General features: G+C 41.1%; 31 protein-coding genes and 1 other annotated feature. Of the genes, 22 read left to right on the top strand and 9 right to left on the bottom strand.

Annotated features, from left to right (window positions below; genetic code table 11):
* Positions 1-364: 364 nt before the first annotated feature.
* Complete coding sequence (trpS, locus tag QT711_RS05700; protein ID WP_317942546.1) at positions 365-1,366, bottom strand: tryptophan--tRNA ligase; 1,002 nt, start codon at positions 1,364-1,366, stop codon at positions 365-367.
* 42 nt (positions 1,367-1,408) lie between these two features.
* Positions 1,409-1,635 (bottom strand) — a binding site (T-box leader).
* 230 nt (positions 1,636-1,865) lie between these two features.
* Between trpS and QT711_RS05705 the strand changes: the two genes are divergently transcribed.
* The 5 genes from QT711_RS05705 (at position 1,866) to pepF (ending at position 7,920) form a co-directional block, all read left to right on the top strand.
* On the top strand, positions 1,866-3,074 hold the full coding sequence (locus QT711_RS05705; RefSeq protein ID WP_317942547.1) for a putative glycoside hydrolase: 1,209 nt from the start codon (positions 1,866-1,868) through the stop codon (positions 3,072-3,074).
* 396 nt (positions 3,075-3,470) lie between these two features.
* Positions 3,471-3,869: a transcriptional regulator SpxA gene (gene spxA / locus QT711_RS05710; RefSeq protein ID WP_317942548.1), complete on the top strand. Its 399-nt coding sequence runs from the start codon at positions 3,471-3,473 to the stop codon at positions 3,867-3,869.
* Positions 3,870-4,110: 241 nt separating this feature from the next.
* Positions 4,111-4,767 (top strand): adaptor protein MecA, encoded by a 657-nt coding sequence (gene mecA, locus QT711_RS05715; protein ID WP_317942549.1) that lies wholly within the window; start codon positions 4,111-4,113, stop codon positions 4,765-4,767.
* Positions 4,768-4,893: 126 nt separating this feature from the next.
* Positions 4,894-6,048, top strand: a complete 1,155-nt coding sequence (locus tag QT711_RS05720; protein ID WP_317942550.1) for a competence protein CoiA — start codon at positions 4,894-4,896, stop codon at positions 6,046-6,048.
* Positions 6,049-6,102: 54 nt separating this feature from the next.
* Positions 6,103-7,920 carry an oligoendopeptidase F gene (gene pepF, locus QT711_RS05725; RefSeq protein WP_317942551.1) on the top strand — a complete coding sequence of 606 codons (1,818 nt, stop codon included), beginning with the start codon at positions 6,103-6,105 and terminating at the stop codon, positions 7,918-7,920.
* Between the two features lie 497 nt (positions 7,921-8,417).
* Here pepF and QT711_RS05730 read toward each other — a convergent pair whose 3' ends face one another.
* The 3 genes from QT711_RS05730 to QT711_RS05740 form a co-directional block, all read right to left on the bottom strand.
* Positions 8,418-9,224 (bottom strand): DsbA family protein, encoded by an 807-nt coding sequence (locus QT711_RS05730; protein ID WP_317942552.1) that lies wholly within the window; start codon positions 9,222-9,224, stop codon positions 8,418-8,420.
* Positions 9,221-9,613 (bottom strand): globin domain-containing protein, encoded by a 393-nt coding sequence (locus QT711_RS05735; protein WP_317942553.1) that lies wholly within the window; start codon positions 9,611-9,613, stop codon positions 9,221-9,223. The genes QT711_RS05730 and QT711_RS05735 overlap by 4 nt, the downstream gene beginning before the upstream one ends.
* 92 nt (positions 9,614-9,705) lie before the next feature.
* On the bottom strand, positions 9,706-10,401 hold the full coding sequence (locus QT711_RS05740) for a lytic transglycosylase domain-containing protein (protein ID WP_317942554.1): 696 nt from the start codon (positions 10,399-10,401) through the stop codon (positions 9,706-9,708).
* 146 nt (positions 10,402-10,547) lie between these two features.
* Here QT711_RS05740 and QT711_RS05745 point away from each other — a divergent pair, with 146 nt between their 5' ends.
* Genes QT711_RS05745 through QT711_RS05760 form a run of 4 tightly spaced genes read left to right on the top strand, consistent with a single transcriptional unit; the run spans position 10,548 to position 13,345 of the window.
* Positions 10,548-10,937, top strand: coding sequence for a UPF0738 family protein (locus tag QT711_RS05745; RefSeq protein ID WP_317942555.1), 390 nt, complete (start codon positions 10,548-10,550; stop codon positions 10,935-10,937).
* Between the two features lie 18 nt (positions 10,938-10,955).
* Entirely contained in the window at positions 10,956-11,612 is a 657-nt protein-coding gene (locus QT711_RS05750) for a GTP pyrophosphokinase (protein WP_317942556.1), read from the top strand.
* 16 nt (positions 11,613-11,628) lie between these two features.
* A complete protein-coding gene (locus tag QT711_RS05755) occupies positions 11,629-12,429 on the top strand; it encodes an NAD kinase (protein ID WP_317942557.1) in 801 nt (266 codons plus the stop codon).
* The gene (locus QT711_RS05760; protein ID WP_317942558.1) at positions 12,401-13,345 is read left to right on the top strand and encodes an RluA family pseudouridine synthase; all 945 of its coding nucleotides are present in this window, start codon (positions 12,401-12,403) and stop codon (positions 13,343-13,345) included. Before QT711_RS05755 ends, QT711_RS05760 begins: the two co-directional genes overlap by 29 nt.
* On the opposite strand, the gene prpE is transcribed toward QT711_RS05760, so the two are convergent.
* A complete protein-coding gene (gene prpE / locus QT711_RS05765; RefSeq protein ID WP_317942559.1) occupies positions 13,326-14,069 on the bottom strand; it encodes a bis(5'-nucleosyl)-tetraphosphatase PrpE in 744 nt (247 codons plus the stop codon). The two genes, QT711_RS05760 and prpE, sit on opposite strands and share 20 nt — an antisense overlap.
* Positions 14,070-14,133: 64 nt before the next feature.
* Here prpE and mgtE point away from each other — a divergent pair, with 64 nt between their 5' ends.
* Together mgtE and QT711_RS05775 are read left to right on the top strand one after the other, a co-directional pair.
* Positions 14,134-15,534, top strand: a complete 1,401-nt coding sequence (gene mgtE, locus QT711_RS05770) for a magnesium transporter (protein WP_398295679.1) — start codon at positions 14,134-14,136, stop codon at positions 15,532-15,534.
* Between the two features lie 87 nt (positions 15,535-15,621).
* Entirely contained in the window at positions 15,622-15,987 is a 366-nt protein-coding gene (locus QT711_RS05775) for a hypothetical protein (protein ID WP_317942560.1), read from the top strand.
* A 149-nt stretch (positions 15,988-16,136) separates the two neighbouring features.
* Here QT711_RS05775 and QT711_RS05780 read toward each other — a convergent pair whose 3' ends face one another.
* On the bottom strand, positions 16,137-16,694 hold the full coding sequence (locus QT711_RS05780) for a CotY/CotZ family spore coat protein (RefSeq protein WP_317942561.1): 558 nt from the start codon (positions 16,692-16,694) through the stop codon (positions 16,137-16,139).
* A gap of 122 nt (positions 16,695-16,816) precedes the next feature.
* Between QT711_RS05780 and QT711_RS05785 the strand changes: the two genes are divergently transcribed.
* From QT711_RS05785 to QT711_RS05815, 7 genes are all read left to right on the top strand, one after another.
* The gene (locus QT711_RS05785) at positions 16,817-17,215 is read left to right on the top strand and encodes a hypothetical protein (protein WP_317942562.1); all 399 of its coding nucleotides are present in this window, start codon (positions 16,817-16,819) and stop codon (positions 17,213-17,215) included.
* The gene (gene spoVAC, locus QT711_RS05790; RefSeq protein WP_317942563.1) at positions 17,215-17,670 is read left to right on the top strand and encodes a stage V sporulation protein AC; all 456 of its coding nucleotides are present in this window, start codon (positions 17,215-17,217) and stop codon (positions 17,668-17,670) included. The genes QT711_RS05785 and spoVAC overlap by 1 nt, the downstream gene beginning before the upstream one ends.
* Positions 17,664-18,662, top strand: coding sequence for a stage V sporulation protein AD (locus QT711_RS05795; protein WP_317942564.1), 999 nt, complete (start codon positions 17,664-17,666; stop codon positions 18,660-18,662). Before spoVAC ends, QT711_RS05795 begins: the two co-directional genes overlap by 7 nt.
* Positions 18,663-18,671: 9 nt before the next feature.
* A complete protein-coding gene (gene spoVAE, locus QT711_RS05800) occupies positions 18,672-19,034 on the top strand; it encodes a stage V sporulation protein AE (protein WP_317942565.1) in 363 nt (120 codons plus the stop codon).
* A gap of 74 nt (positions 19,035-19,108) precedes the next feature.
* A complete protein-coding gene (locus tag QT711_RS05805) occupies positions 19,109-19,243 on the top strand; it encodes a YjcZ family sporulation protein (protein WP_317942566.1) in 135 nt (44 codons plus the stop codon).
* Positions 19,244-19,260: 17 nt separating this feature from the next.
* Positions 19,261-19,512 (top strand): stage VI sporulation protein F, encoded by a 252-nt coding sequence (locus QT711_RS05810; RefSeq protein WP_317942567.1) that lies wholly within the window; start codon positions 19,261-19,263, stop codon positions 19,510-19,512.
* Positions 19,513-20,113: 601 nt separating this feature from the next.
* Complete coding sequence (locus tag QT711_RS05815; protein WP_317942568.1) at positions 20,114-20,422, top strand: hypothetical protein; 309 nt, start codon at positions 20,114-20,116, stop codon at positions 20,420-20,422.
* Between the two features lie 97 nt (positions 20,423-20,519).
* Here the strand turns inward: QT711_RS05815 and QT711_RS05820 are convergent, their stop codons facing one another.
* From QT711_RS05820 to QT711_RS05830, 3 genes are all read right to left on the bottom strand, one after another.
* On the bottom strand, positions 20,520-20,951 hold the full coding sequence (locus QT711_RS05820; RefSeq protein ID WP_317942569.1) for a GNAT family N-acetyltransferase: 432 nt from the start codon (positions 20,949-20,951) through the stop codon (positions 20,520-20,522).
* Between the two features lie 2 nt (positions 20,952-20,953).
* The gene (locus QT711_RS05825) at positions 20,954-21,469 is read right to left on the bottom strand and encodes a YjcG family protein (RefSeq protein ID WP_317942570.1); all 516 of its coding nucleotides are present in this window, start codon (positions 21,467-21,469) and stop codon (positions 20,954-20,956) included.
* 86 nt (positions 21,470-21,555) lie between these two features.
* Entirely contained in the window at positions 21,556-22,281 is a 726-nt protein-coding gene (locus tag QT711_RS05830) for an alpha/beta hydrolase (RefSeq protein WP_317942571.1), read from the bottom strand.
* A gap of 203 nt (positions 22,282-22,484) precedes the next feature.
* Between QT711_RS05830 and QT711_RS05835 the strand changes: the two genes are divergently transcribed.
* The 4 genes from QT711_RS05835 (at position 22,485) to QT711_RS05850 (ending at position 26,845) form a co-directional block, all read left to right on the top strand.
* On the top strand, positions 22,485-23,054 hold the full coding sequence (locus tag QT711_RS05835) for a phosphatidylglycerophosphatase A family protein (RefSeq protein ID WP_317942572.1): 570 nt from the start codon (positions 22,485-22,487) through the stop codon (positions 23,052-23,054).
* Positions 23,055-23,224: 170 nt separating this feature from the next.
* The gene (locus QT711_RS05840; RefSeq protein WP_317942573.1) at positions 23,225-24,193 is read left to right on the top strand and encodes a TAXI family TRAP transporter solute-binding subunit; all 969 of its coding nucleotides are present in this window, start codon (positions 23,225-23,227) and stop codon (positions 24,191-24,193) included.
* 74 nt (positions 24,194-24,267) lie between these two features.
* Positions 24,268-24,816: a DUF1850 domain-containing protein gene (locus QT711_RS05845; protein ID WP_317942623.1), complete on the top strand. Its 549-nt coding sequence runs from the start codon at positions 24,268-24,270 to the stop codon at positions 24,814-24,816.
* Positions 24,803-26,845: a TRAP transporter permease gene (locus tag QT711_RS05850; RefSeq protein ID WP_317942574.1), complete on the top strand. Its 2,043-nt coding sequence runs from the start codon at positions 24,803-24,805 to the stop codon at positions 26,843-26,845. The genes QT711_RS05845 and QT711_RS05850 overlap by 14 nt, the downstream gene beginning before the upstream one ends.
* Positions 26,846-26,924 lie beyond the last annotated feature (79 nt).

Below are 26,924 nucleotides of genomic sequence, written 5' to 3' on the forward strand. Positions count from 1 at the left end.
TCAATCCATCTCCTATGACCCGAACCGCGGGCAATCACCACGTCATACCCCACAAAAATTCGCGCCAAATGGTTTTTGACAAACTAAATCTATTCCTCACTGTAACAATTACATCTTTATTCCCAACAGAACAATCCCCTTTTAGATCAGTAGTCTAAAAGGGGATTGACCGTTCATACAATGGAAGAAAAAAGGGCGATGTACATGACGCGAATCTTTCTCTTTCTTCTCAGTTACGGACTCATTGTTGTAACCGTCTCGCACATGATATTTTACTTCAACTATCTTTCATTAGGATACAGTTGGAAGCAAATCATCTTATTTATCATACAAACAGCAGACTTCACACTCTTTGTATTGGCTGTTATCTTACTCCTATTGACCGTCTTCTTCCGAGCCCCATCGCAGACTCCATTTTTCTAAACGTCTCTGTTGCAATGGCATTCGCTTTTTCGGCGCCTTTATCTAAATAAGCATCCAGTTCCGGTGAGTTCAATAACTCCTCATACCTTTGTTGAATCGGTGTTAAGTGGTTAATGACTGCTTCTGCGACGCCCGCTTTAAACGCGCCGTAGCCAAGGCCATCATACTTCGATTCAAGCTCTGCGATTGAAACACCGGTCAAAGCAGATTCAATCGTCAATAGATTGGATACGCCTGGTTTGTTTTCAACATCGTACTTCACAATACCATCTGAATCCGTGACCGCACTTTTGATTTTCTTTTCAATTTGTTTTGGCGTGTCTAACAAGGAAATCGTTCCTTTTTTATTCGGATCAGATTTACTCATTTTTTTCAAAGGATCTTGTAAAGATTTAATACGTGCGCCACTTTTAGGAATGCGTACTTCAGGAATTGTCAGGACATTTCCGTAGCGCTTGTTAAAACGCTCCGCTAAGTCACGTGTTAACTCAACGTGTTGTTTTTGATCGTCCCCAACTGGCACAATATCCGTATTGTAGATTAAGATATCGGCAGCCATGAGCGGCGGGTACGTAAGAAGTGCTGCAGAAACGCCTTCTTTTCCATCGGATTTATCTTTGAATTGTGTCATCCGTTCGAGCTCACCGATATACGAAATACATTGCATCATCCATCCAGCTTGCACATGTGCAGGCACTTCAGATTGGATGAACAGGACGGATTTCTCTGGGTCAATGCCACTCGCGATGTAAATTGCTGCAAGTGAACGAATTGTTCGTGCTAATTCGTCAGGGTCTTGTTGCACCGTAATTGCGTGTTGATCGACAATGCAAAAACGACATTCGTATTCGTGTTGGAGCTCTGTAAATTGCTTAAATGCCCCGATATAGTTCCCTAATGTCACTGTACCTGTAGGCTGTACGCCTGAGAAAATGGTTTTCATTAAAACGCCTCCTTAAAATAAAAAAACACCAGTCATCCCTAAAAAAGGGACGACTGATGTGTATCAACCGTGGTACCACCCGAATTGACCTGCGTGCAGGCCACTCAACACCCTTAACGCGGGAAACGTGAGATGCTAATCAGGTGCGTACACCCTTTCACAAATCAAGCTCAGGAATCCACTTCTTCTTGTGTGTCCTACCTGTTTGCACCAACCACAGGCTCTCTTGAAAGTCACAACAAGCGTACTCTTTCCGTCTTTGCTTTTTGCAAGATAATTGTCAATAGTATAGTACGGCAACCGATACAATGCAATAGAAAAGTTTCGTTTAGTTAAATGGAATTTTATCCTTGTCACTCTTTCAATCGTTCTACTCGGCAAGAAAGGTGTTGATTCGCGAATAAAATAGGTTTTTCAACAAGAAATGTAGGGAATAGATGATTTAGTCTATTCAATGGAATTTCGCTTTGATAGAATGAGGGGAGAGAGGATGGGTGTCATGAGAAATTTGAAAATAGCAAGCTCTTTCGTACTTGCTGCATCTCTCGCACTGCCGATGAGTGTGCAAGCTACTGAACAAAAAGATTCCGATAGCAGTTTTGCTGAACGTACATATGGTTTTAACGCGATAGACGAAAATGTTGTAGCGACTTCTCAATTATTCCGGTATGATTCCGGTCTTGTTTTTGAATATCCTGATGCAGTGAGAGGCATCTATGTCACTGGGCATTCGGCAGGGGGGTCTCGTTTTGAAAGATTGTTAAAATTACTGGATTCGACAGATTTGAATGCGATGGTTATTGACGTGAAAGACGATTATGGGAACTTGACGTACAAACCAGCAGAGGACTCTCCGCTCTATAAAAAAGATATTGGCAAGCCCTATATTAAAGATCCTCGAAAAATGCTAGAAACATTGGAAAAGCAAAAGGTCTATCCAATTGCTCGCGTTGTAGTTTTTAAAGACAGTGTACTTGCTAAACAACAGCCTGAATTGTCATTTAAAGATGGTGATAAAGTATGGGAGAATGGTAGAAAAGAAGCTTTTGTAAATCCATTCATGAAAGAAGTTTGGGATCATAATGTTGAAATAGCCATTGAAGCTGCCAAGATGGGCTTCCAAGAAATTCAGTTCGACTATGTCCGTTTCCCAGAAGGGTTTGAGAAACGTCATGAAACCTTGCAATACTCGATGGGTACTTATGCTGAATCAGACTTAGACCCTGTTCAACGAAGAGTGCAAGCCGTAACAGATTTTGTAGCGTATGCCAAAGAAAAATTGAAACCGTATGACGTAGACGTCTCCGTTGACATATTTGGGTACTCTGCGACTTTGCCGGAAGCCCCTGGAATCGGACAAAACTTCTCCAAAATCTCTGAGAATGTTGATGTCATCTCTTCGATGATTTATCCGAGCCACTGGACATCTTATTTCGGTATTGCAAAACCCGATCTTGAACCGTATCGACTTATAACTGAATACGCGAAAGTGGAAAATGCAAAACTTGGTGAGCTAGAAAATCCGCCAGTTTCGCGGCCATGGTTACAAGATTTTAGTGCGCCTTGGTTAGGGGCAGGCAACTACCTTCGCTACGGGAAGAACGAAGTGGAAGCACAAATCAAAGCGTTGAAAGATAATGGCATTAATGAATATCTTTTATGGAATGCAGGTAATAACTATACGGAAGGTGTAGATTATACACCGTAATGAGATTCCCAGAGTCGATTCAAAGATTCTGGGATTTTTTCATTGAAACCTGAAACTTTTTGGAATGTGTATACGTACTATTACGTGAGAAGTGATTTTTCATTCATACAATCTAAATGAGAAAAGAAAATATTTAAGGCTTGTATGTTTAAATGTTATTTTCGGCGGGTATAACAGTAAAGAGGTAAAAGTAGTACATAGATTGACGGGCTACAAACTTGGTTATATTGCGGAAATGTGACAGGCGAAAATGGTGTTTCACTTTTTTAGTAAAAAGTGTATTCATTGAGAATGAATATGTGTATAATAAGAAGTATGTATGATACATTAAAATTATTCTAATTTAGTTTAACTACAATACAAATGAGCAAGACAATTGAAAGGAAGTGTCAGCGAATGGGAGTTACATTATTTACCTCACCTAGTTGCACATCATGTAGAAAAGCGAAGGCATGGTTGGAAGAACATGATATTCCATATTCTGAGCGTAATATTTTTTCAGAGCCTTTGAATATTAATGAAATTAAACAAATTCTTCGAATGACGGAAGATGGAACCGATGAGATCATTTCAACACGTTCAAAAATCTTCCAGAAATTGAACGTCGATGTAGAAAGCTTGCCGTTGCAACGTTTGTATGAGTTAATTCAAGAACATCCTGGTCTTTTAAGAAGACCAATCATACTAGATGAAAAGAGGCTGCAGGTAGGGTATAATGAAGATGAAATCAGACGATTCCTACCTAGAAAAGTAAGGGCCTATCAGCTGCTTGAAGCGCGGCGCATGGTAAACTAACTGAAGAAATAGTAATGCTGATAGGGAGTTGACGGATAATTCGCCAAAACCTATCAGCTTTTTCATTTTCCCCTTGCTTTGCCGGCTGATGTTCACTACAATGCTAATATCATGTCTTAACAGAAGAGAAACCCTTTCAAAATGGAAAGGACGGACATATAGTAAGAATAAGCATTGCAGGTATATTGCAAAAATACAGAAATGGGCTTAAGCCTGTTATTAAGGAAGGGAGAGAGAAGGGATGGAAATAGAGCGTATCAATGATAATACTGTAAAGTTTTATTTATCGTATATAGATATAGAAGAACGAGGATTTACGCGCGAAGAAGTTTGGTACAATCGCGATAAAAGTGAAGAATTGTTCTGGGAGATGATGGACGAAGTTAACGATGAAACTGAATTTGAAGTAGAAGGACCGTTGTGGATACAAGTCCATGCGATGAATAATGGGATAGAAGTAACGGTTACCCGAGCTCAGTTGAACGAAGACGATGAATCTGAAGAAAGCTTTGGTTTAGTCGATCCGCGTAAGCAATACCAGCCTGATCCAAGTCTGTTCGAGGATTCAGAGCAACTGCTAAAAGAATTGAATGATGATCCCGGTGTGTGGAACTCCGATATGTTCGTATTTGAAGACTTCGAGCATTTGATTCCACTATCGAAAAAAATTCCGCCTTACGCAGTCGAAACATCACTCTATTCATTTGAAAACAAATTCTACTTGTATGTAGTCTTTGATGACTCGACGATGGATGATAACGATAAATCTGATTTTGGCAGTATTCTATCAGAGTATGGTTCAATTTCCCAAGTGACGATTCACCGACTCGAAGAATATGGCAAACTGATTATCCAATCAGATGTCCTAGAAACAATTGACAAGCATTTTGAAACTTGAAGATCCATTCAGCTGTTACCAATGAGAAATAATTGGTAACAGCTGTTTTCTGTTTTATATACAAAGTTCTAACAATAACGTTGCAAAACCATCCAAACATTCGTACAATTGAGCGGAGAGGAGTGAGTGGACATATTAACTGCGCGTACAACGGATGGGCAACTTGTAATCTTGTCAAAAGATGATTGTCGCATTTCGTTACGGAATCGAAGAGACATGGAGACATTTTATTGTCCTCAATGTAAAAAACCTGTACACATGAAAGTAGGAGATTTTAAAGTACCTCATTTTGCGCATGCATTCAATTCTTCCTGTCAAAATTTATTTGCAGAAGGAGAGTCAGCTGAACATCTCCTCGGAAAACAATTATTGTATGAATGGTTGTTACAAAAACGAAAGAAAGATGTCGTGTTAGAGCCGGTGATGAAGGCGATTCAACAACGCCCTGACTTGTTAGTGACATCCGATGAAGAATATGTACCAATTGAATTTCAGTGCAGCACAATCCCGGTAAATCAACTCCAAAAACGTACGGATGGGTTTCGTACAATCGGGATGAAACCGATATGGATCTTACAGACACCTATCTCATTAGTAGATTGTCCCCAAGGTGTAAGTGTTTTGAGACTTTCAAAGTTTCAAGAGTGGTTTACTTTAAATCCCCCAATTGAAGGAGACGTCCTTCTGACCTTTTATCCCCACACAAAGACTTTTCACTACTACCATCATTTGTTACATCTAGCCGGTCAACGATATATAGGTACACATCACGTATTACCGATGCATTATCAAGTTTTTCCTTTGGCGCGTCCTAAGCTACTCAATGAAAATGCCTTGCGTTCTTACGCAGACATGTATAAGGCTTTCCGTGAGGACGATTTAAAGAAGCGGATACTGTTGAATAGAAAAGGCATTAAAGATCCATTCTTATTAAGCTGTTACAAGTTGCGGATCTTGCCTGTTGAGTTACCTTTGTGGATTGGCGTGCCAACGAAAGGGCACGATGCATTCCGAGAAGCGGACTATGAATGGCAACTACGTTTGCTGCATTTCTGTAAACAACATAGCTTGCCTGTCCAGCGTGTAGGTCGAACTTGGATAAGCCGTTTTGTCAACCAGTTTTCAAATCCTTCTACTGAAAAAGTGGAAGCCTGTAGAAATTATAGTCGATTTCTACGGCAACACAACTTCCAATCATTAGGAGAAGAAACTGATTTTAGTGAAAATGAGGTTTTGCAAATCATTTCAGAAAGATTTCTTGCAAAAGCAACGCAGAATTGAGAGAATGATAATGATTCGGATTACGAAGAAAGAGGATAGGGAGGATTTTGTATAATGAGTGAAGCGAAAAACAAAGTTTTGACGCGTGATCAGGTAAAAGTAGAAGAAACTTGGCGTCTTGAAGACATATTTGAAACGGATGAAGCTTGGGAACAAGCGTTTAAAGAAATCGAAACGTTAAGTGAGAAAGCGCCTTCATTTAAAGGGACGTTAGCGGACAGTCCTGAAGCCCTATACGATGCATTGGCCTATCGAGATAACTTGTATGAAAAGATCGGTAAATTATACACGTATGCTCATTTGAAAAGTGACCAAGACACGACGAACAGCTTCTATCAAGCGATGGAAAGCCGAGCAAAATCACTCGTTATCAAAGTGTCTACAGCGTTATCTTATTTAACACCTGAACTACTAACAATTCCTGAAGAGGACCTTAATCGATACGTCGAAGAAAATGATCATTTAAAATTATACAAGCAAGAATTTGAAATTTTAAATGCACATCGTCCGCATGTACTACCTGCTGAACAGGAAGCATTGCTAGCGCAAATTGGTGAAGTGACAGGAAGTCCATCTGAAACGTTCAGCATGTTAAATAATGCGGATTTAACGTTCCCGATGGTGAAAGATGAGGACGGAGAAGAAGTGGAGCTGTCACACGGCCGTTATATCCGTTTCCTAGAAAGTAAAGAACCGAGAGTGCGTGAAGAGGCATTCAAAGCGATGTATAGCAAATATGGTGAGTTTAAAAATACCTTTGCATCAACATTAAGTGGAAACGTGAAAAGTCATAATGTAAACGCACGCATCCGGAATTATACATCTGCTCGCCATGCAGCACTGTCTCAAAATCATATTCCAGAGCAAGTGTATGATAACCTCGTTGAAACGATTAACAAAAATCTTGGATTGCATCATCGATACGTCGCACTGCGTAAGAAAGTGTTAGAACTTAACGAACTTCATATGTGGGACATGTTCGCTCCTATGGTCAAAGACGTAGAAATGAAAATTCCATATGAAGAAGCGAAAGAAACAATGTTGGACAGTTTCCATCCACTTGGTGAGGAATATGCTTCCATTGTGAAGGAAGGTCTTGAAAACCGTTGGGTCGATGTGCGAGAAAATAAAGGCAAGCGCTCGGGTGCGTATTCTTCAGGTTCATATGGCACAAATCCGTATGTCTTAATGAACTGGCAAGATAATGTAGACAACATGTTTACGTTGGCGCATGAATTTGGTCATAGTGTACACAGCTATTATTCACGTAAATCTCAACCGTATGTGTACAGTGGCTACTCCATTTTCGTCGCTGAAGTAGCGTCGACTGTGAATGAAGCGTTATTAAATGATCATCTGTTGAAAACAATAGATGATGAACAAAAGCGCATTTACTTGCTTAACCACTGGTTAGAAGGATTCCGTGGAACTGTTTTCCGTCAAACGATGTTTGCTGAGTTCGAGCATTTGATCCATCAGCTAGATCAGCAAGGGGTTGCACTGACAGCAGATAAGTTGTCAGAGGAATATGCAGCGTTGAACAAGAAGTATTTTGGAGACGCAGTAGAAGAAGATAAGGAAATTGCACTGGAATGGGCTCGAATTCCTCACTTCTACTACAATTACTACGTCTACCAATATGCGACGGGCTTCAGTGCAGCGATTGCGTTAAGCCATCAGATTTTAACGGAAGGACAGCCTGCAGTAGACCGTTACATTAATCAGTTCTTAAAAGCAGGATCTTCAGACTATCCAATTGAAGTGCTTAAAAAAGCGGGTGTCGATATGACAAGTAAAGAACCGATTGAAGAGGCATGCCGAGTATTTGAAGAGCGTTTAAATGAATTGGAAGTATTGTTGAACAAGCAGTAAAGTAGAAAAATACAGACTGACAAAGCATTTTTGAATGCTGAGTCAGTCTTTTTTATTATCTTGAGAATTTGTTATATTTATATAACGGAATAGATAGCGCTTTCATTTCTACAATTGTTTATATTTTGTTGGATTGAAAGAGTAAAACATTGGTAGGTAAAGGGTTTGTCTAAAAAATAATTTGTGACAGTCATGTGAATTTTAGCGTGAAATGTTGCTTGTACAATTATTTTATGATAAGTTATAGATGTGAAATAAATCACATACCAAACATACACCCCTTTTGTTTGAACGTGAACATTTCTCCCATTCCCTTTGTAAAGAGCATCCCTCTCCCCCAGGAGCGGATGCTCTTTTTGTATACTTCGAGCAGAAGTGTTACGAAGATCTATATTGTCTTCCTCGCGGCGCTTTCAAATAAGGGTTTGTTAAGCATTTAAAAAGCTGTTTCAAGAAGGTGTTTTCACTTCTTGAAACAGCTTTATGTTTTCGTCGATTTAATTTCTTTTTCTCCATAACGTCAAGTCTTGGCAAGTAACGCGCTCCACTTTTTGAAGAAGGAGTTGTTTTTTTAACTCGCGTTCTGCACACTTTTCCTGTAGCTGATAAATATCAGCAATCTCCTTTGTCGTTAACGAGTCAAATCGTTTAAACAAATCTTCCAAAGTTGGTGGGAGATCAGGTTCGATTGCATAGCCTACCATCTCTTCTAATATTTGCTCGTAAATTTCATAATGATGCAATCCATTTACTTTCAGCCCTTCATCTTCAATATTTTCATTGAAGAACACGAAAGAAGGAGCATTATCAACTTCCATTTCATTGGCCAAATACAAGTCTACTTGCAATGCACGCAATACGTTATTGGATGAAAAGTCTAGTATGAATTCATCTACATCCAAACCGATGCGTTCTGCAATGTCGACTAGTGTGTCAAATGAGAGGATGTTGCCAGCTTGCAAGTACGTATATTCAAAGAGTTTGGATAGAAAGCGGAAACCTGCTCGCTTACCTTGGAACTCCGCTGCTTTCATCGCGATGCTTGGAAAAGCGGGATGATGATTTTCACAAGAATTCGTTGTCTCTTTACTTCTCAAGCAAGAGAGATTCATCTTTGGCAACGAAGTGCGTAAAACGATTTTTAACGTAAAGTAGCGTTCGTATTCTACTTGTAGTTTGCGAAGTAATGGTGTTAATGTCCAACTTTCATTGCATAATGGATCCACAAATACATAGATTTCAATCGGCTTTGACAATGAAGCTGATGAACTAATGCTGCTTTCCAACATGGTCTCTCGATTCACTGCCCATCCTCCTCGCTTTTATTCACCATATGATTCGCAGTCAATACGAGTCTTTGATAATAGACGTCACGAAGAGGACCTTCTAGTCCGACATCATCCATTGCTTCCTCCATGCAGGAGAGCCAGGCTCTTGCACGAGTTGGTGTTATAGGAAAAGGCATATGACGCGCTTTCATCATCGGATGTCCGTGTTCTTCCGTGAATAAGTTCGGTCCGCCTAAGTATTGTGTTTGGAATTGTTTTTGCTTTCGTGCTGTTTCCGTCAGGTCTTTTGGGAAAATCGGATATAAGTCTGGATGGACAGCCACTTTTTCATAAAAACGATCAATGAGCTCTGATAATTTTGCAGCGCCGATTTCCTCATAAGGAATCAAAGGTTTTCGAGTCATGTATGTCAATCTCCTTTGCTCTGACTGTATGAGTATTTTAACAACCATACAATTCTTTCACAAATAAATCGCCTTCAAAGAACGATGGGGCGTTACCCGATGGAGCGATTATAATAGTTTAATACAGTGGCTACGTAACGTTGAGTTTCCTTGAAAGGAGGGATCCCTCCATACTTTTTGACATTACCGGGACCTGCATTATAGGCTGCTAATGCAAGTTCTACATCTCCGAATTGATTGAGCATTTGACGAAGGTATTTTGCCCCACCCATAATATTTTGCTCCGGATCAAAACTATTTTTTACGCCGAGGTATTTTGCAGTCCCTGGCATAAGTTGCATTAAGCCTGTGGCACCTGCATGACTAATTGCATCTGGGTTGAAGTTCGACTCTTGTCGAATGACAGATGAAATGAGCTGTTCAGGCAAATTGTAGGCATCTGCTGCTTGCCGGATGACATGGGTAAACTGATTGTCGGTCATCGTAGTCTGCATATCTTCATGAACGGAATAATTCGTGTACCTTTCCAATCCATTTAATGCAGGCATATAAACTGCTTCCGGATTGCGATAACGTAAGCTTTCGAATGTCTGCAAACTGCCAGACAGACCGAATGCGTTGTGCTGAAAATAGTTAGATTGCAGATTGTCATTACTTGTAGCGTTAAGTACTTCACTCAACATTGTGATAAATAGAGATGTTTCGTAATTTATAGATTGTGATTGTACTGCACCAAGTGTCTGCATCGATTGTATGTCTAGTAAAGAACGTATTGCACGCGCGTCCATTTCATACCCTATCCCTTCCTGACTGTTGCAAACAGTTAACTCTCATTCAAGTATAACAAGTTCCTTCTAAAAACGCATGTTACAGACTGCATGAGTGCGTTTCATATGGTAGACTGAACGTATGATTAGTGAAAGGAAGAAGTCTGATGCGAATTCAAAACCGTATAAAAGAAGGACAAAAAGTAGGAAATGACATGCACTTCATATTAGAAGCAAACGAAAGTCATTCCATTGGCACACCTGCACAAAAAATGATTACCGACTCAGATGAAACAGCATTCGTTTATTTAATGGATGTAGATGAAGGCTACGCTTACATACACTTTCCGCGGGAGACATGGTCATCTATGTTGCAAGCATTGGATGGGGGTGCAGATCCGTACCTCGTCTGGAAGGATGAATCAATACCTTTAAAAGGCTTTATCGAGGAGCTAACGATGCTTTTATACAATATTGAGGGGAACGACAATTATGGAGAGGCATTCACAACTGCAGTTGAGCAGGAGTTCGAGGCTTTCCTTCAACGTGTGAACTAACAGTCGGGAGGGCTAGTGATGAGGGAATGGAAACAATTTCTTGAGCCTTATAAGCAGGCAGTTGCAGAACTGAAAGTGAAACTAAAAGGATTACGGGCACAATACGAACTGGAAGGTGTTCATATGCCTGTCGAATTTGTGACAGGCCGTGTAAAGCCTCTTGCAAGCATATATGATAAAACACTGGAAAAAAGAATCCCATTCAAACCATCTGCTGAATTGGCAGAAGAGTTGCCAGACATAGCCGGTTTGCGTATCATGTGCCAATTTGTAGATGATATCGGAAAGGTTGTCACAACTTTACGTAAACGTACTGATCTTCGAGTGATCGAAGAAAGGGATTATATCTCCAATAAAAAACCGAGCGGCTATCGATCGTTCCACATGATCATTGAGTACCCTGTCCAAACGATTCATGGAGAGAAGACGATTCTTGCTGAGATTCAAATACGAACGCTTGCGATGAATTTTTGGGCTTCCATTGAGCATTCTCTGAATTACAAATACCAAGGTGAATTGCCAGATGAAATCCGTCATCGTTTGGAAAGAGCTGCTGAAGCGGCTTTCAGATTGGATGAAGAAATGTCGTTAATACGGGATGAAATCCACGAAGCGCAACAATATTTTAGTGCATATAAGGAAACCGATGATCGTGATTATGGTGAGAACAAATGAAAGGAGCGTATGAGCGATGAAATTTGCGATTCAAAGCCGAAATGATGCCTTGTCTAATCGTTTGAAAGATGAAGCGGTCGACTATTTGACAGATTTCGGACTTGTTTTTGATGAAACGGAACCGGAAATTGTCCTTTCAATTGGTGGCGATGGTACATTATTGCATGCATTCCACAAACATATCCATCGTTTACAAGAGACCGCTTTTATCGGTATCCATACTGGACATTTAGGGTTTTATGCAGATTGGAAACCGGAAGAGATGGAAAAACTAGTGCTGTCAATTGCACGGAAAGAATATAACGTCATCGAGTATCCTTTGCTTGAAGTGACGATTAATTACCGTCAAACAGAGAAAGCTACAACGTATTTGGCGCTCAATGAATCGACCGTGAAATCTCCTGAAGTGACGCTTGTAATGGACGTTGAACTGAACGGTGTGCACTTTGAAAGATTCCGTGGAGACGGACTTTGTATGTCGACTCCGTCAGGTTCGACAGCATATAATAAGGCACTCGGTGGCGCAATAATCCATCCATCATTACCAGCTATCCAATTGACTGAGATGGCGTCGATTAATAATCGTGTGTTTAGGACAGTTGGGTCGCCTCTCATTTTGCCTGCCCATCATCGTTGTGTGTTGACACCTGTAAAAGGACCAGATTTCATGGTGACGATCGATCATTTGCAACTGTTGCATAAAGACGTTAAGTCGATTGAATACAAAGTTGCATCCGAAAAGGTACGATTTGGCCGGTTCAGACCATTCCCGTTTTGGACGAGAGTACATGATTCATTCATTTCCAGCGATGAATAATAATCCGTTCACCTTACAGTTCAGTGTCAAAGAAGACCACATACAATTGCGGGACTTCCTCCAGCGTCAAGGGATCTCCAAGCGAACATTGACAGCGGTGAAGTATGACGGTGGCAAGCTCCTCGTCAATGGCAATGAACAAACGGTTAGATATACGCTTGTAGAAGGTGATACGGTAACGATTTGCTTCCCGATAGAACAGCCAAGTGAAGGGTTAACGCCGGAATCTGGACCGTTATCGATCGTGTACGAAGATGAAACAATCGTCATCATCGATAAACCTGCGGGGCAAGGGACAATTCCATCGAGAGATCAATCCAGTGGAACAATCGCGAATGTAGTAGCAGGGAAATTCGCAGATGAGCGTGTCCCGTCTACCGTCCATGTTGTAACAAGATTGGACAGAGATACATCTGGCCTTCTTTGCATCGCTAAAAATCGTCATATCCATCATTTGTTAAACGAACAAATGAGAATGACGGGTTTTTATCGTCAGTACATTGCTTTCGTTGAAGGTTGGGTGGATTGGAATGAGCAAATGATTGAACAGCCCATTGGACGAAAAGATGGTAGCATTATTGAACGGATTGTAAGGGAGGATGGACAATACGCCAGAACGGACGCCAAAGTCTTTGGCCGTTTTGAATGTCTTGGCAGCCAATATACTGGCGTATCGCTTGTACTGCATACAGGGCGCACACATCAAATCCGTGTCCACATGCAATGGCTTGGCCATCCACTCGTTGGTGATGATTTATATGGTGGTACTCGCTCATTGTTGAACAGGCAAGCATTGCATTGTGCTTCCATTGGATTCCGCCATCCGTTAACAGGTGAACAACTGTCATTCACAAGTGGCATGCCTGTCGATATGAAAATGTTGAACGAGCATTTGATTACGCATCAAAAGATGTGAATTTTTCTGGAAAGAATGGTTGCAAGGAAGGTACTGAAACAATCTCCATTTCTGGATAGCGTACTGCTGTTAACTTTCCACCAAACACACACCCGGTATCGATGTTTACTGTTCGCTGGACAAATCGGGCATCGAGGACGGGTGTGTGTCCATAAACAATCCAAGGTGTTCCTACGTAAGATTTTGCCCAATCCCTTCTGACAGGCCGTCCATCTGGATGTGTTTTACCTGTAATATCGCCGTACAGAACAAAAGTCTCCACTTTTTTCGAAAATGGTTCGCCTATCATATTTTCACGAATGCCCGCATGTGCGATAATGAGTTTCCTATCGTCAAGTGACACATATAAGGGTAGTGCTTCATAAAAGCGACGATATCGTTCGTAAAATTGTATTTTTTCACTTGGGGGAATGGCCTCCAATTCAGCGACAGTCGTTTCAAGTCCATGTGTTTGCTGAACCTTATTCCCTTTAGCCAAACGATAGAGTTTATTGCAATGATTGCCAGGAGAGTAAAGTAAGAGACCGTGATCTTGCATGTTGAATAGGAAAAGAAGTGTTTGGTAACTGTTTGGACCGCGATCCATAGCATCACCGACAAATGCAAGGCGTCTTCCATCCTTATGTACAGGAAGTCCCGACTCCATTGAATAACCAAGCTTTTCAATCAGTAGGATCAATTCGTCATAACAGCCGTGAATATCGCCTATAATATCAAATTTCAATCGTATCACTCCTTGAATGTAAGGTTCTTATTCATTATCATACCAATAGAGTATAGAAACATGCATGTCGGAATGGAAGGAAGGTGTAGCCATGAGTATAAATGAAGATGTACGCGATGAAAGAGTCATCGATGAAGAAAAACTGATTGCTTCTTTGGAGCAACAAGACATCAAATCATTTCGGGAAGAATATTTGATGCTTCACCCGTATGATCGGGCAGTTTTCTATGAAAAAGTGGATACCAATTATCGTAAAAGGATGTATTATTTCCTTTCGCCAAAAGAGTTGGCAGAGATTTTTGAGACGAGCGAAATCGATGAAGAAGAGTATAAAGAGTTCCTTCAGGAGATGGACACGACGTATGCTGCAGACATGATTTCCTATATGTTCGTTGACAACGCGGTAGATGTCCTGAAAGAGCTAGATAAATCGCACATCGCCAGTTATTTGACATTAATGAACAAAGAAGCGGCTACACAGATCAAGTCCCTTCTCCATTATGAAGAATACACAGCGGGTTCAATCATGACGACTGAATATGTGTCGGTCCCACAAAATTCGACTGTGCGATCCGCTATGACGATTTTGCGTAATGAAGCACCATCCGCTGAAACCATCTATTACGTATTCGTTGTAGATGAAGATAATCACCTTACAGGTGTCGTATCTTTACGTGACTTGATCATTACAGACGAAGATACATTAATCAAAAACATTATGAATGAACGGGTTGTCAGTGTACTCGTGTCTGCCGATCAAGAAGATGTTGCTCGGACGACACAGGACTACAACTTACTGGCAGTACCTGTCGTCGATTTCCAACAACATATGCTCGGGATTATTACCGTTGACGATATTATCGACGTAATTGATGAAGAAGCGTCAGATGACTACTCCAAACTCGCGGCCGTTTCCAATATGGATTCTTTCGACAAAACGTCCATATCAGCTGCAAAGAAAAGGATACCGTGGTTAATCATCCTACTCGTACTTGGAATGCTTACGGCCAATCTAATTGATCTTTTCACAGATACGATTTCACAAGTTGCAATACTTGCTGCTTTCATCCCACTCATTGCCGGAACTGCCGGGAATAGTGGAACGCAAGCGTTGGCCGTTGCAGTCCGTGGAATTGCGACACGAGATGTTGAAGAGGAAAGTAAGTTTAAATTGCTTTTAAGGGAAGCAGGAACCGGGTTAATTACGGGGCTTGTCTGTGCAATTTTTGTCATCGGACTCATTTTCATTTGGAAACATGAATTCATCATCGCATTATTAGTCGGTGCAGCGATCTTGGTTTCGATTTTCGTTGCAACCATTTCTGGCTCATTCATTCCATTGTTTATGCACAAAATGAAAATCGACCCTGCAGTTGCTTCAGGACCTTTTATTACAACATTGAATGATGTCATCAGCATTATCATTTACTTAGGATTAGCAACAGTTTTCATAAGCAGTTTATAAAAACGAAAAAGAACTTCATCCAACATAGGCGCATATACTACGGAAAAAGGGGGAGTTATCATATCCACGAATACTCCGTTATTATTTGTGCAAGGGCCACCTGTCTATGTAAAAGTGAAAGTCCTGGAAGAAGAAAGCACTTCCGTCTTTTTTATGAATGAGGAAGAAGTGAAAGAAACGATTGAAATCCAACCGTCGATTACACAAGCAGGAGATACAGACGAAGGAAACATAAGTATTCTCAATAAAATCAATTACTTAAGTGGACCGTTTCAAAAACAGGCCTATCAACCATTACAATTTGTAGTCGAAGGCCAAAAGGTGAAAGGGGACATCCAACGAGTACAAGGAAATGTTCTTTGGATTAAAACCGATCAAGATGTAAAAGAAATTGAAATTGAAAAGATTGAGGATATTTTGTGGAGAGGTCAATCGTTCAATACGAAAATTTAACAGGTAGAGAGGGAGCTTCTAAATGTAGAAGCTCCTTATTAGCGTATACTAAAATAAATAAGGGTGAAGGTATTAGGTTATTCATTGCTATTAGAAAAAGCCTGATCAGGTTAACTGATCAGGCAATATAAGCACCACAGGCATTGCGATTAGTCTTCGTCACAATCAATAAACACGTCTTTCACACATTGAATGCCACAGAAGCATTTCAAGTCTACAGTGACACACGTTCCAGTCGCTGTGAATCTTTCCACTTCACATACTGCGTCAAGATCCAACTTTCCGTGTTTAAATAAGTCAACTTTTCTACCTCTAGCGTCGCGAGGTTCAAGAACTTGTAATGTAGCACAGCAGTTATCAAAAATCTTTTGCACTCTGAAGAAGATTGAGAAACATGTAGCACACTCTCTACGACCTTGTTCGGAGGTCGTTGTGTCTTCTGTTTCAGCGAACCTTCTATTTCTCTTGAACAATGCTTTGAATGGATTACCTTTTTCATCCAACAACATGAAGACACGTGTATTTGCACGTTGTCTTGTAGGACTTACAAGGCTACCGAGCGGAGTCAGGAAACAGTCAGTTTTGCAATCGTCGCAGTCGAAATCATCTCTGATATCCTGCACGCGCTTAATGGCACGGACCACTTCACAAATACAACTGTCGTGGTGCCGTACATTTCCGACGTCATCATTTCTTCCACATCCCATTCATTCCACCTCCTTTTCTCAACTCCTTATACTTTATGCACCTGTTCATGTAGGGCTAGGGCAAACATCACGACTATGCATAAAAACAAATGCACAGTCCATACTGTTAAAAAAAGGGGCTGATGACGATTCGTCAACTACTACCCATTCTGTGTCTCGTGTTATTGTTGTCCGGTTGTATACCGAATGAATTTAGAGTTGAGAACGGGACGGAAGAAAATTCAAGTACAGCTGAACAAGTAATTAAAGACGAGTCCCGTGTGAAAGGAGCTGCTGTCCTTTTTCATGAAGATCATTTACTTGTCGGCATCCGCGTCAAAACATTTTCCAGGTTCAATAAGCGGAAAATTGCCTCGGCAATAGAAAAGGAATTGCAGGAAGAGTATCCGGAGTTGTCTGTTTTCGTATCGGCAGATAGTAAGATCTTGACTGAAACGACGAAACTAATTCTGAATAAAGAGCAAATTGATGTACTCGAAGAAATCCACGAGCTTATTGCCTTAGCGGAGGAACAGACATAATGGACAAGCAGAAGTACGCAAAAATCGAGCAAAGTATTACACCGAAGAAACCTCTATTGAAAAATTGCATTAAAGCATTCTTAACAGGTGGTTTTATCTGTCTAATCGCCCAATTCATTGCTGTTTTTTATATGCTATTTTTTAATTTCACTGAGCGCACAGCAAGCAATCCGACAGTCGCAACAATGATTTTCATTTCAATGCTATTGACAGGATTCGGTGTTTATAAAAAAATTGGACAGTTTGGTGGAGCGGGTGGGGCAGTTCCGATAACAGGTTTCGGAAATGCCGTCGTTTCAGCGGCAATTGAACACAAGTCTGAAGGGTTCGTACTCGGCGTTGGCGGAAACATGTTTAAATTGGCTGGTTCAGTCATTCTATTCGGCGTGTTCTCGGCATTTCTAGTTGCACTTGTTAAAACGATACTCGTGAAGTTAGGAGTCGTTTCATGGTGAAAGGCTTGCTGACATTCTCTTCAAAACCTTCCATTGTAGCGACAGGTGTAACAGCCGGTCCACTTGAAAAGAAAAGTCCATTTTCTCATCAATTTGACAAAATGTACGAAGATGAACGTTGTGAGATGAAAACGAATGAACAAGGCCATGCAAAGTTAGTCGAAGATGCTTGTATGATTGCACTAAGTAAACTTGAGAAAGTGCCGAGCCAAGCCGATTATTTATTAATTGGTGATTTAGTGAATCAAATGACTCCATCAAATTTCGGGGCGACCACGCTTGGTATTCCATATATCGGGTTATTCTCAGCATGTGCAACTTCTGTTTCTTCATTACTAATGGGTGCACTTTTAACGGAAGCTGGTATGTCAAAACTTGCAATCGCAGGTTCTGCTAGTCAACATAACGCGATTGAAAGGCAATTCCGTTATCCGATTGAATATGGAGCACAAAAGGCAGATACCGCACAATGGACCGTCACTGCAGCGGGCATGGCCGCCGTCACTCCACATGAAAATGGTTTTCCTTCTATTGAATGTGGAACAATTGGCAAAGCAATTGATATGGGCATGACGGACCCTTTGAATATGGGAGCCGCAATGGCGCCGGCAGCTGCAGACACTTTAAAGCGACATTTTGATGGACATCAAACTTCTTCCACAGATTATGATTTGATCATGACAGGGGATTTAGGAAAGAATGGATTTGCGATCTTTCAAAAACTTGCTGGCAATCAAGGAATTACGAAGTTCGATAATTTCAGTGATGCAGGCATGGAGTTTTATGGAAATAATCCTGATTTTATGTCAGGAGCCAGTGGTGCAGGGTGTTCGGCTGCTGTTTATTTATCCGAGGTTTATAACAAGCTCATGAAAAAAGAGTATAAGCGTGTGTTGCTCATAGCGACAGGTGCGTTGTTGTCCCCATTGACCTTCCAGCAAGGCGATACGATCCCATGTGTTGCACATGCAGTCGAAATAACGATGAAATGAGTGGTTCATTTGTTTTCAATTTATATAACTGCGTTCATAGTAGGTGGACTCATTTGCGTCATTGGTCAAATCATGTTTGATGTATTCAAGATGACTCCGGCACATACGCTATGCACATTAGTCGTAATTGGCTCCGTTTTAGACGGTTTTGGCTTATACGAGCCGCTTATTGACTTTGCCGGCACCGGTGCAACCATTCCCATTACTTCTTTTGGGAATGCATTAACACATGGGGCATTAGAGGAAGCTGAAAAACATGGACTAATTGGTGTGTTAACAGGGATGTTCGAAGTGACGAGCTCTGGAATCAGTTCTGCCATCCTATTCGCGTTCATCGCATCCTTCATTTTCAAACCAAAAGGCAATGTCTAAAATAATCTGTGCGAACGCCCCCTCTTTCTCTCCACTATCTGCATACGATAGATGGAAGGGAAGGAGGGATTTTTATGTACGGTGGATGCAATCCTTACGGCTACGGAGGATATGGCGGTTACGGAAAAGGCTCATACGGCGGTTCCACATTCGTTCTAATTGTAGTTCTCTTCATCTTGCTGATCATTGTGGGAGCGACCTTTTGCTAAGGGGGAGGATAGACAATATGAATGATTCTTTTTTCAAGAAGATTGAATCCAAAACGGGTGTGCCAATGGAAGAGGTATTCGCACTAGCGAACGCAATCCAACACGCAAACTTCAACGACGAACGGCAAGTCCGTAAAATCGTTCAGAAGGTAGGAAAACTCGCAAAGAAAAACGTCCCCCAACACATGGAAGACGAACTCGTCAAATCAATCGTCAAAAACGGCAGTTCCGTCAACATCAACGACATCCAAAAAATGATGGGGAACTAACAAAAGCGGAAGGCGTCGTCTAGCCCCGACAGGCACTGGAAGACATGAAGTAAAGGCGTCCTTTGCCTTTAGCTTCATGTCTGAAGTGACCCGAGGGGCTGACGCCTGTAGCTGGATGTAACCAAAAGCGGAAGGCGTCGTTTAGCCCCGACATGCGCTGGTCGACTAAGTACGCCACGTCCTGTGGCAACGTCGACACTAGTACATCGTGTCCGTCGGAGGTCTTGAAATAAAGGCGCCCTTTGCCTTTATCTCAAGACCGAAGCGACTCGAGGGGCTGATGCCTGCAGCTGGATGTAACCTAAAGCGAAGAAAGGCGTTAAGCCGCGACAAGCGCTGGTCGACTAAGTGCGCCACGTCCTGTGGCAACGTCAACACTAGTACGTCGTGTACGTCGGAAGAAATGAAATAAAGGCGCTCTTTGCCTTTACTTTCATTTCTGAAGTGACCCGAGGAGCTGCCTTTCGTCCGTAAAAAAACAGAGAGCGAGCCTCTCTGTTTTTTACTTTATCTACAGTAAATTAATTCTTTATTCAAAAAATGTTTCATAGTGTAGAGAACGGGGAATAAGAAGTAAAATCGTTTGAAAAGAGGTGTGGGTATGGGTTACATTTTGCCATTTCAACCAATTCAATCTGAAATGTATGCGAATCGCATGAATGCCGGGCGGACTAATTTTGCTTATATTAATCGAGTCGAAAAAGTGAACCTGGATCCAGAACAGTTAGGAAAGTTCAATAATACGTTATTGCAAGAACAGGAGAGGTTAATGGACGAGAATGAAAATCCGTCTTCAGCAAGTAACCACCCTCCTGCAATGAAAGGATTTATTTACCCAGACCCGACAAACTTGTCTCCCGAAATTGCCTATGTTGTTGGGAAAGGTCTTGCGGTGAATGCATATGTGTAAATGACCGCAGAAAATAATGACTTAGCTGCAAAGATGATGAAAAAGAGAGCAGATTTGAAAACCGGCCACCCGGTTATCAAATCTGCTCTTTTCTGTACTAGTTAATTTCTTTCTCCATTGCTCGATGGGGAATATCAGCATCCATGAATTCGGGAGATGTGACGACATACCCAAGTTTCTCATAGAATGGCACTGCATAAGATTGCGCATTAAGCACAATTTTCGTCATGTTTTCAGAACGCGCATATTTCTCCAGTTCTTCCATGATCAAAGAACCTAAGTGTTTTCCACGAAATTCTTGTAAAATACAAACACGCTCCACTTTTGCAATCCCTTTGTTAATTTCACGAATACGACCTGCTCCAATCGGATTTTCATCAATGTATACAATAAAATGATTGGCTGTCTGATCATATTCATCTATTTCTAATGTAATAGGAACACCTTGTTCATCCACGAAAACTTTTTTACGCACATAAAAAGCATCATCCCGCTCTCTATCTGAGCGGGCAATTTTAACATCTATCAATTTCAGTTTTCCTCGTCAAGACGAAACGTTTCGTATACAGTCCACGATCCATCTTCAAGTTGATAGAGAAGGTGAATGCGGTCAATAATTTCCGTATGGTCAACTCCAACCATCTTCAATTGTCCGATAATATCGTCATGTTCACCTGAACTGAGCTTTTGTGCAATTGTAATATGTGGAACAAAAGAATATTCCGGTGCATTACCGAAGAAATCTTCGTTTAGGTCTTTGTGGAGTGCAAGTAACTCATCATTCTCCGTCACTTTAAAGAAAATGGTATTGGTAATAGGAGCGAATGTGCTCACTTTTGAAACGTTCAGTTCAAATGGTTTGTTTTTATTCGCAACTTCACGGATTGCTTTTGCAACATGTTCTATTTCTTTATCATCTGCTTCGAAAACGCCTTTGACTGTCATGTGTGGCGTAATTAGCGCATAATGTGGGTCATACCGTTTTCGATACCCATTTGCTACGTCTTGAAGTTTCTTGGATGGGAATGCTACGATACCATATTTCATACTAAATGACCTCCTCTTGGAATGTTTAAAACATACATCATATTGCTAATTATAGCAGAATGTATAACAATTTGTCCTCATTGACATCATTCATCTTGAAATGAATGCTGAATTGAACGACGAACATCCTTTTGCCAATGCTTCCACGTATGGTCTCCATCGAACTCTTCATAGAAGTACGAAAACCCTTTTTTCTTAATAAGGGTGTTCAATTGTCGATTCGGTGTAAGGAAATCTTGAACTCCATCCTCTGTTGTCTTCACTTCTGTTTCGTCTTTTCCGATGACATGGTATATGGAAAATGTAGACACATCCTTGTGTGCTTCGACTTTTTCCAATACACTATCATTTACAAATGGAGAATGAAGAATTACTTTCCCAAAGCAATTCGGATATTTTAAAGCGGTCAGCAATGAAATAGTTGCTGCCAGTGAATCTCCTATTAAGCCTCTCCCAGCCCCAATTTGATACGTCGGATAGTGTTCATCGATATAAGGAACCAGTTCATGCGCTAAAAAACGAATATAATTTTCGTGTCGATCCCCGTCCGGGTGATACATTCTCCGCCGTTCGGATACACTTTTATAAGGAATGCCAACAACAATCATATTCCCAATTTCGCCATCATGAACGAGCTCATCCACCACACGGCCGATCCGTCCGTATTGAAAATAGTCTTTTCCGTCTGAAGCAAACAACACGGAGTATTTATATAGTGGAGAGTATTGTTGTGGTAAATGAATGAGCAGTTGCATGTCCTCATTCAGCGCATTGCTATAAAAATTCACTTCTTCAATTTTGCCGTATTTCATTGTCGGTTCCCTCCTAGTTGAGTGTGTACGAAGATTGTACCATAAGGGAGTGAACAGGTATAATGCTTGGACAGGCTATACACCTTTTGTATGGGCAACGAGTTGAATGAAGTGGACGGTACGTTAGAATGAACGTACAATGTAAAGATTTTTGTCATACTATAGTTGATAAATCGAAAGATCATCGAAGGAGGAATTACGTTATGTTTACTGGTAAAAATATTGTCCATTCCGATGTCGTTACAACAGCAACAAAAGAAGCATTGTTCCGCAGAGGCGTGACATTAGAAGACATCGCTAAAATTGTTTATGAAATGCAAGTCCCTTATCATGAGGGATTGGAATTGGATGAATGTGTGGACTCGGTAGAGCGCGTGTTAAGGAAACGTGAACTGCAACATGCAATCCTTGTGGGTATTGAACTCGATGAATTAGCCGAACAGGGCAAACTTTCAGCTCCATTGCAACAAATTGTTGTTTCAGATGAAGGACTGTTCGGAGTGGATGAAACGATTGCTTTAGGAGCCGTTTTTACATATGGTTCCATCGCTGTAACGACATTCGGCCATTTGGATAAAAATAAAATCGGCATTATAAATGATCTAGACACCAAAAAAGGGAACGGTGTTCATACATTTTTAGATGACTTAATTGCGAGTGTCGCATCGTGTGCAGCATCTCGACTTGCACACCGTAAACGTGATTTAGACGAAGCAGGCATAACATACCTTGAAGCGAATGCGCAAAAAGACAAACCTTCGCCGAATGAGTGAGAAACGGAAAGAAGAAGTAGGCAGTAATGATACTTCTTCTTTTTTAGTAATAATGAAATCGGTTGCAAATTACTGAGTATTCCATAGAAAGATTGACAAGTGATTATATACTCATGGTAGAATAGTTGGGAGTTAGAAACTAGTACTCTACAAAAGGGGAGAGAGATTGTATGAATAAAAAAGGTATGCGTATACTTGCAATTATCTCAATGTTTGCATTGCTTGTTCTTTCAGCATGTGGTGGCAAAGATGATGCAAGTGGGGACAAAACAAAAGAAGACTATGATTATCTGTCTTTATTGACGGGTGGAACACAAGGTACGTACTATGCGTTAGGTGGCGCACTAGCTGATATCATCTCATCTGAAACAGGTGTAAAAACGACTGCTGAAGTTTCACAAGCATCAGCTGCTAACATGACAGCATTAAAAGATGGAAAAGCTGAAATCGCTTTCGTACAAACAGACATCGCGTACTATGCTTCTAAAGGTGAAATGATGTTCGACGGTGAAGTGGTTGACCAAGTATCTGCTATTGGAGCACTTTATCCGGAAACTGTTCAATTGGTTACTACTGAGAAGTCAGGCATTAAGTCATTTGAAGATTTAAAAGGTAAGAAAGTTTCTGTAGGTGCGCCAGGTTCAGGCACGTATGCGAACGCAGAGCAACTTCTTGAAATCCACGGTTTGTCTATGTCTGATATCGAACAACAAGATTTGGACTTCGGTGAGTCTCAAGAAAGTTTACAATCTGGCCAAATCGATGCAGCATTCATCACAGCAGGTACACCAACAGCAGCGGTTGAAGGTTTGAACGCTGTTGCAAAAGTTTTCATTGTCCCTGTTGCGGATGATAAAGCAGATGCGCTAATCGAAAAATATCAATATTACGCGAAAGAAGTCATTCCAGCTGGAACGTACGGAATTGCTGAAGATACACCGACAGTATCTGTTGGTGCTATGCTAGTCATTCAAAATGACGTACCAGAAGACTTGGCGTATGAAATTACAAAAGCAATTTATGACAACACGTCTAAATTGACGCATCCAAAAGGTGCATTGATCAAGAAAGAAACAGGACTTGATGGTATTGGCATTCCTGTTCATCCAGGTGCTCAGAAGTACTTTGATGAAAAATAAGTAAGTATTGACAAACTGCAAGTAGCGCGGGGCGGTGAAGCAATTAGCTTCAGCCGTCCCATTCTTCATTGCAAGTGAGAAAGGCGGATGGGGAGATGATGCAAAAGAGTGTATGGCTGCCCATTCTACTTCTTATTCTGCTTACCAGCCTCGTTTCTATTTTCTTACCCATACATAAGTCGTTCACCTTTACGGACTATCGATCTGATCATCCAAAGACGTATTATGTAGAACTGGAGAATGATAGGAATTTTCAAATCCGGTATGTTCACTCCATTTTTTTGACAGATGTCATTGAAAGTTATCAAGTCACAGAAACAGATAAACTTCAGTTCCTGTCCATGCAATATGAAGATGTCGGTATCGGTTTACCGGGTTATGCTGAAGAAGGTGAAACGTTGGTTATCGAAGATGGCGTATATACGCTTTCTTACGACGATAACCGTATCCAGTCGTTTGTTCTTTTTGTAGGTGATGTAGATGCTGATTTGGCATTTAAGTATCGTGATAAGGAAATCAACTTGAAAAACTATTTGGCACGGGGGGAGTCGTACAAATTTTGTGTGCAACGCCTATCTTGGTACCAGAAGATGAAAGGAGTTCAGATGAATGGCGAACAATAAAAAGCGGAACCCATCCCAACAGGAGACCGACATTTCATCACATGATACGTTAACTGAAGAACAACAGTTAGAATTACTACAAAAATATGATCCTGAGTCCAATACAAGAAACTTAACGGGTTTCTTCAAGATCATCGTATTTGCAGGATTGCTTGCATTTTCACTATTTCAATTATACACATCCATCGGAACGCAATTTACTGCGTATATCCAACGTTCAGTCCATTTAGGTTTTGCATTGTCATTAATTTTCTTGCTATTTCCCGCGGTAAAAAAACCTGGTGTGAAACGAAACAAAGTTCCTTTTTATGACATACTCTTATCGCTATTGGCGGTCGCGGTCGGTCTCTATTGGCCATTATTTTACAATGATTTAGTATTCCGTGTCGGTCGCGTATCTGAAATGGATATGTTCATTGGTATCGTTGCTATTCTACTCACACTTGAAGCGGCAAGAAGAGCTGTTGGATTACCAATCACGATTATCTCAGTCGTCTTTTTAATTTATGCATTCTTTGGTCGCCATTTCCCAGGCTTCTTAGCACATAGGGGACAAGATTTAGAATCATTGGTCCAACTTCTATTCTTTACGACAGATGGTATTTTAGGTACGCCGATCAGTGTATCTGCAACATTCATCTTTGTGTTCTTGCTCTTTGGAGCGTTTCTCGTTAAAACAGGAGTCGGGAATTACTTCAATGACTTAGCAGTTGTCCTTGCCGGTCGATTGACAGGTGGACCTGCAAAAGTTGCGATTTTTTCGAGTGCTCTGCAAGGAACAATTTCAGGAAGTTCCGTTGCAAACGTCGTAGGTTCCGGTTCTTATACGATTCCAATGATGAAGAAGTTAGGGTATCGAAAAGAATTCGCTGGAGGGGTAGAGGCAGCTGCTTCTACAGGTGGCCAAATCATGCCGCCGATTATGGGAGCTGCAGCCTTCCTAATGGTTGAGTTTATTGGTGGGGTAACTTATTGGGAGATTGCCAAAGCGGCTGCAATCCCAGCGTTGCTCTACTTTACAGGAATATGGATTATGACGCATTTCGAAGCAAAACGCGTTGGCTTACAAGGAATGTCTCCTGAAGAGATGCCAGACAGAAAGGCGACATTAAAGAAGATTTATCTGTTATTGCCGATAGTCGGAATCATTGTGTTCCTCCTGTTAGGCGTACCAACGATGAAAGCTGCACTATACGGAATCGTTTTAACAATTGTCGTGAGTTTCTTTGATAAAGCAACGAGACTTGGATTTAAAGATATTATTGAAGCACTTGTCGATGGTGCACGTACAGCTCTCGCAGTTGCTGCTGCAACAGCTTGCGCAGGGATCATCGTCGGTGTAGTCGTAAAGACTGGATTAGGCTTAAGTTTAGCGAACGGTCTCGTGTCAGCAGCTGGTGGGAATATTCTATTGACACTCATATTTACAATGTTGGCAGCAATTGTTCTAGGAATGGGATCGCCGACAACTGCTAACTATGTCATTACGTCTACGATAGCAGCGCCAGCGATTATCTTATTACTAATGGGTGGAGAAATGGGTGCCGATACGACGGTGCCTGTCGTCATCGCCATTTCTGCTCATTTGTTCGTGTTCTATTTTGGAATTATTGCAGATATTACACCTCCGGTTGCATTGGCTGCATTTGCAGCATCGGGAATTTCTGGAGGCGATCCGATAAAAACAGGTGTCAATTCAGCAAAACTGGCCATTGCGGCGTTTATCATTCCGTACATGTTCGTATTCAACCCAGCCTTGTTAATGATCGATGCTTCATTGCTTGAAATTGTATGGGTCACTTTCACAGCAATTGTCGGAATGATCGCGATTGGCGCTGGAATGATCGGCTATTGGTACAGAAAATGTTATTGGATTGAACGGATTATCATTGTTGCGACAGGATTGCTCCTCATTTTCCCAGAAACGATTACGGATGTTGTGGGACTAGGCATGTTTGCACTTCTACTTGCAATTCAGCTCAAGACGAAAGATAAAAATAACAAAAACAAAGTGGCAGTTGCCTCTTAATTAAAAATAGCGAGAAGGGCTGTCCGGAAAATCATTGAACACTGATTTTCTGTGACAGCCCTTATTTTATAAAATGAAT

The organism is Sporosarcina saromensis (assembly GCF_033253735.1).
Lineage (GTDB): Bacteria > Bacillota > Bacilli > Bacillales_A > Planococcaceae > Sporosarcina > Sporosarcina saromensis.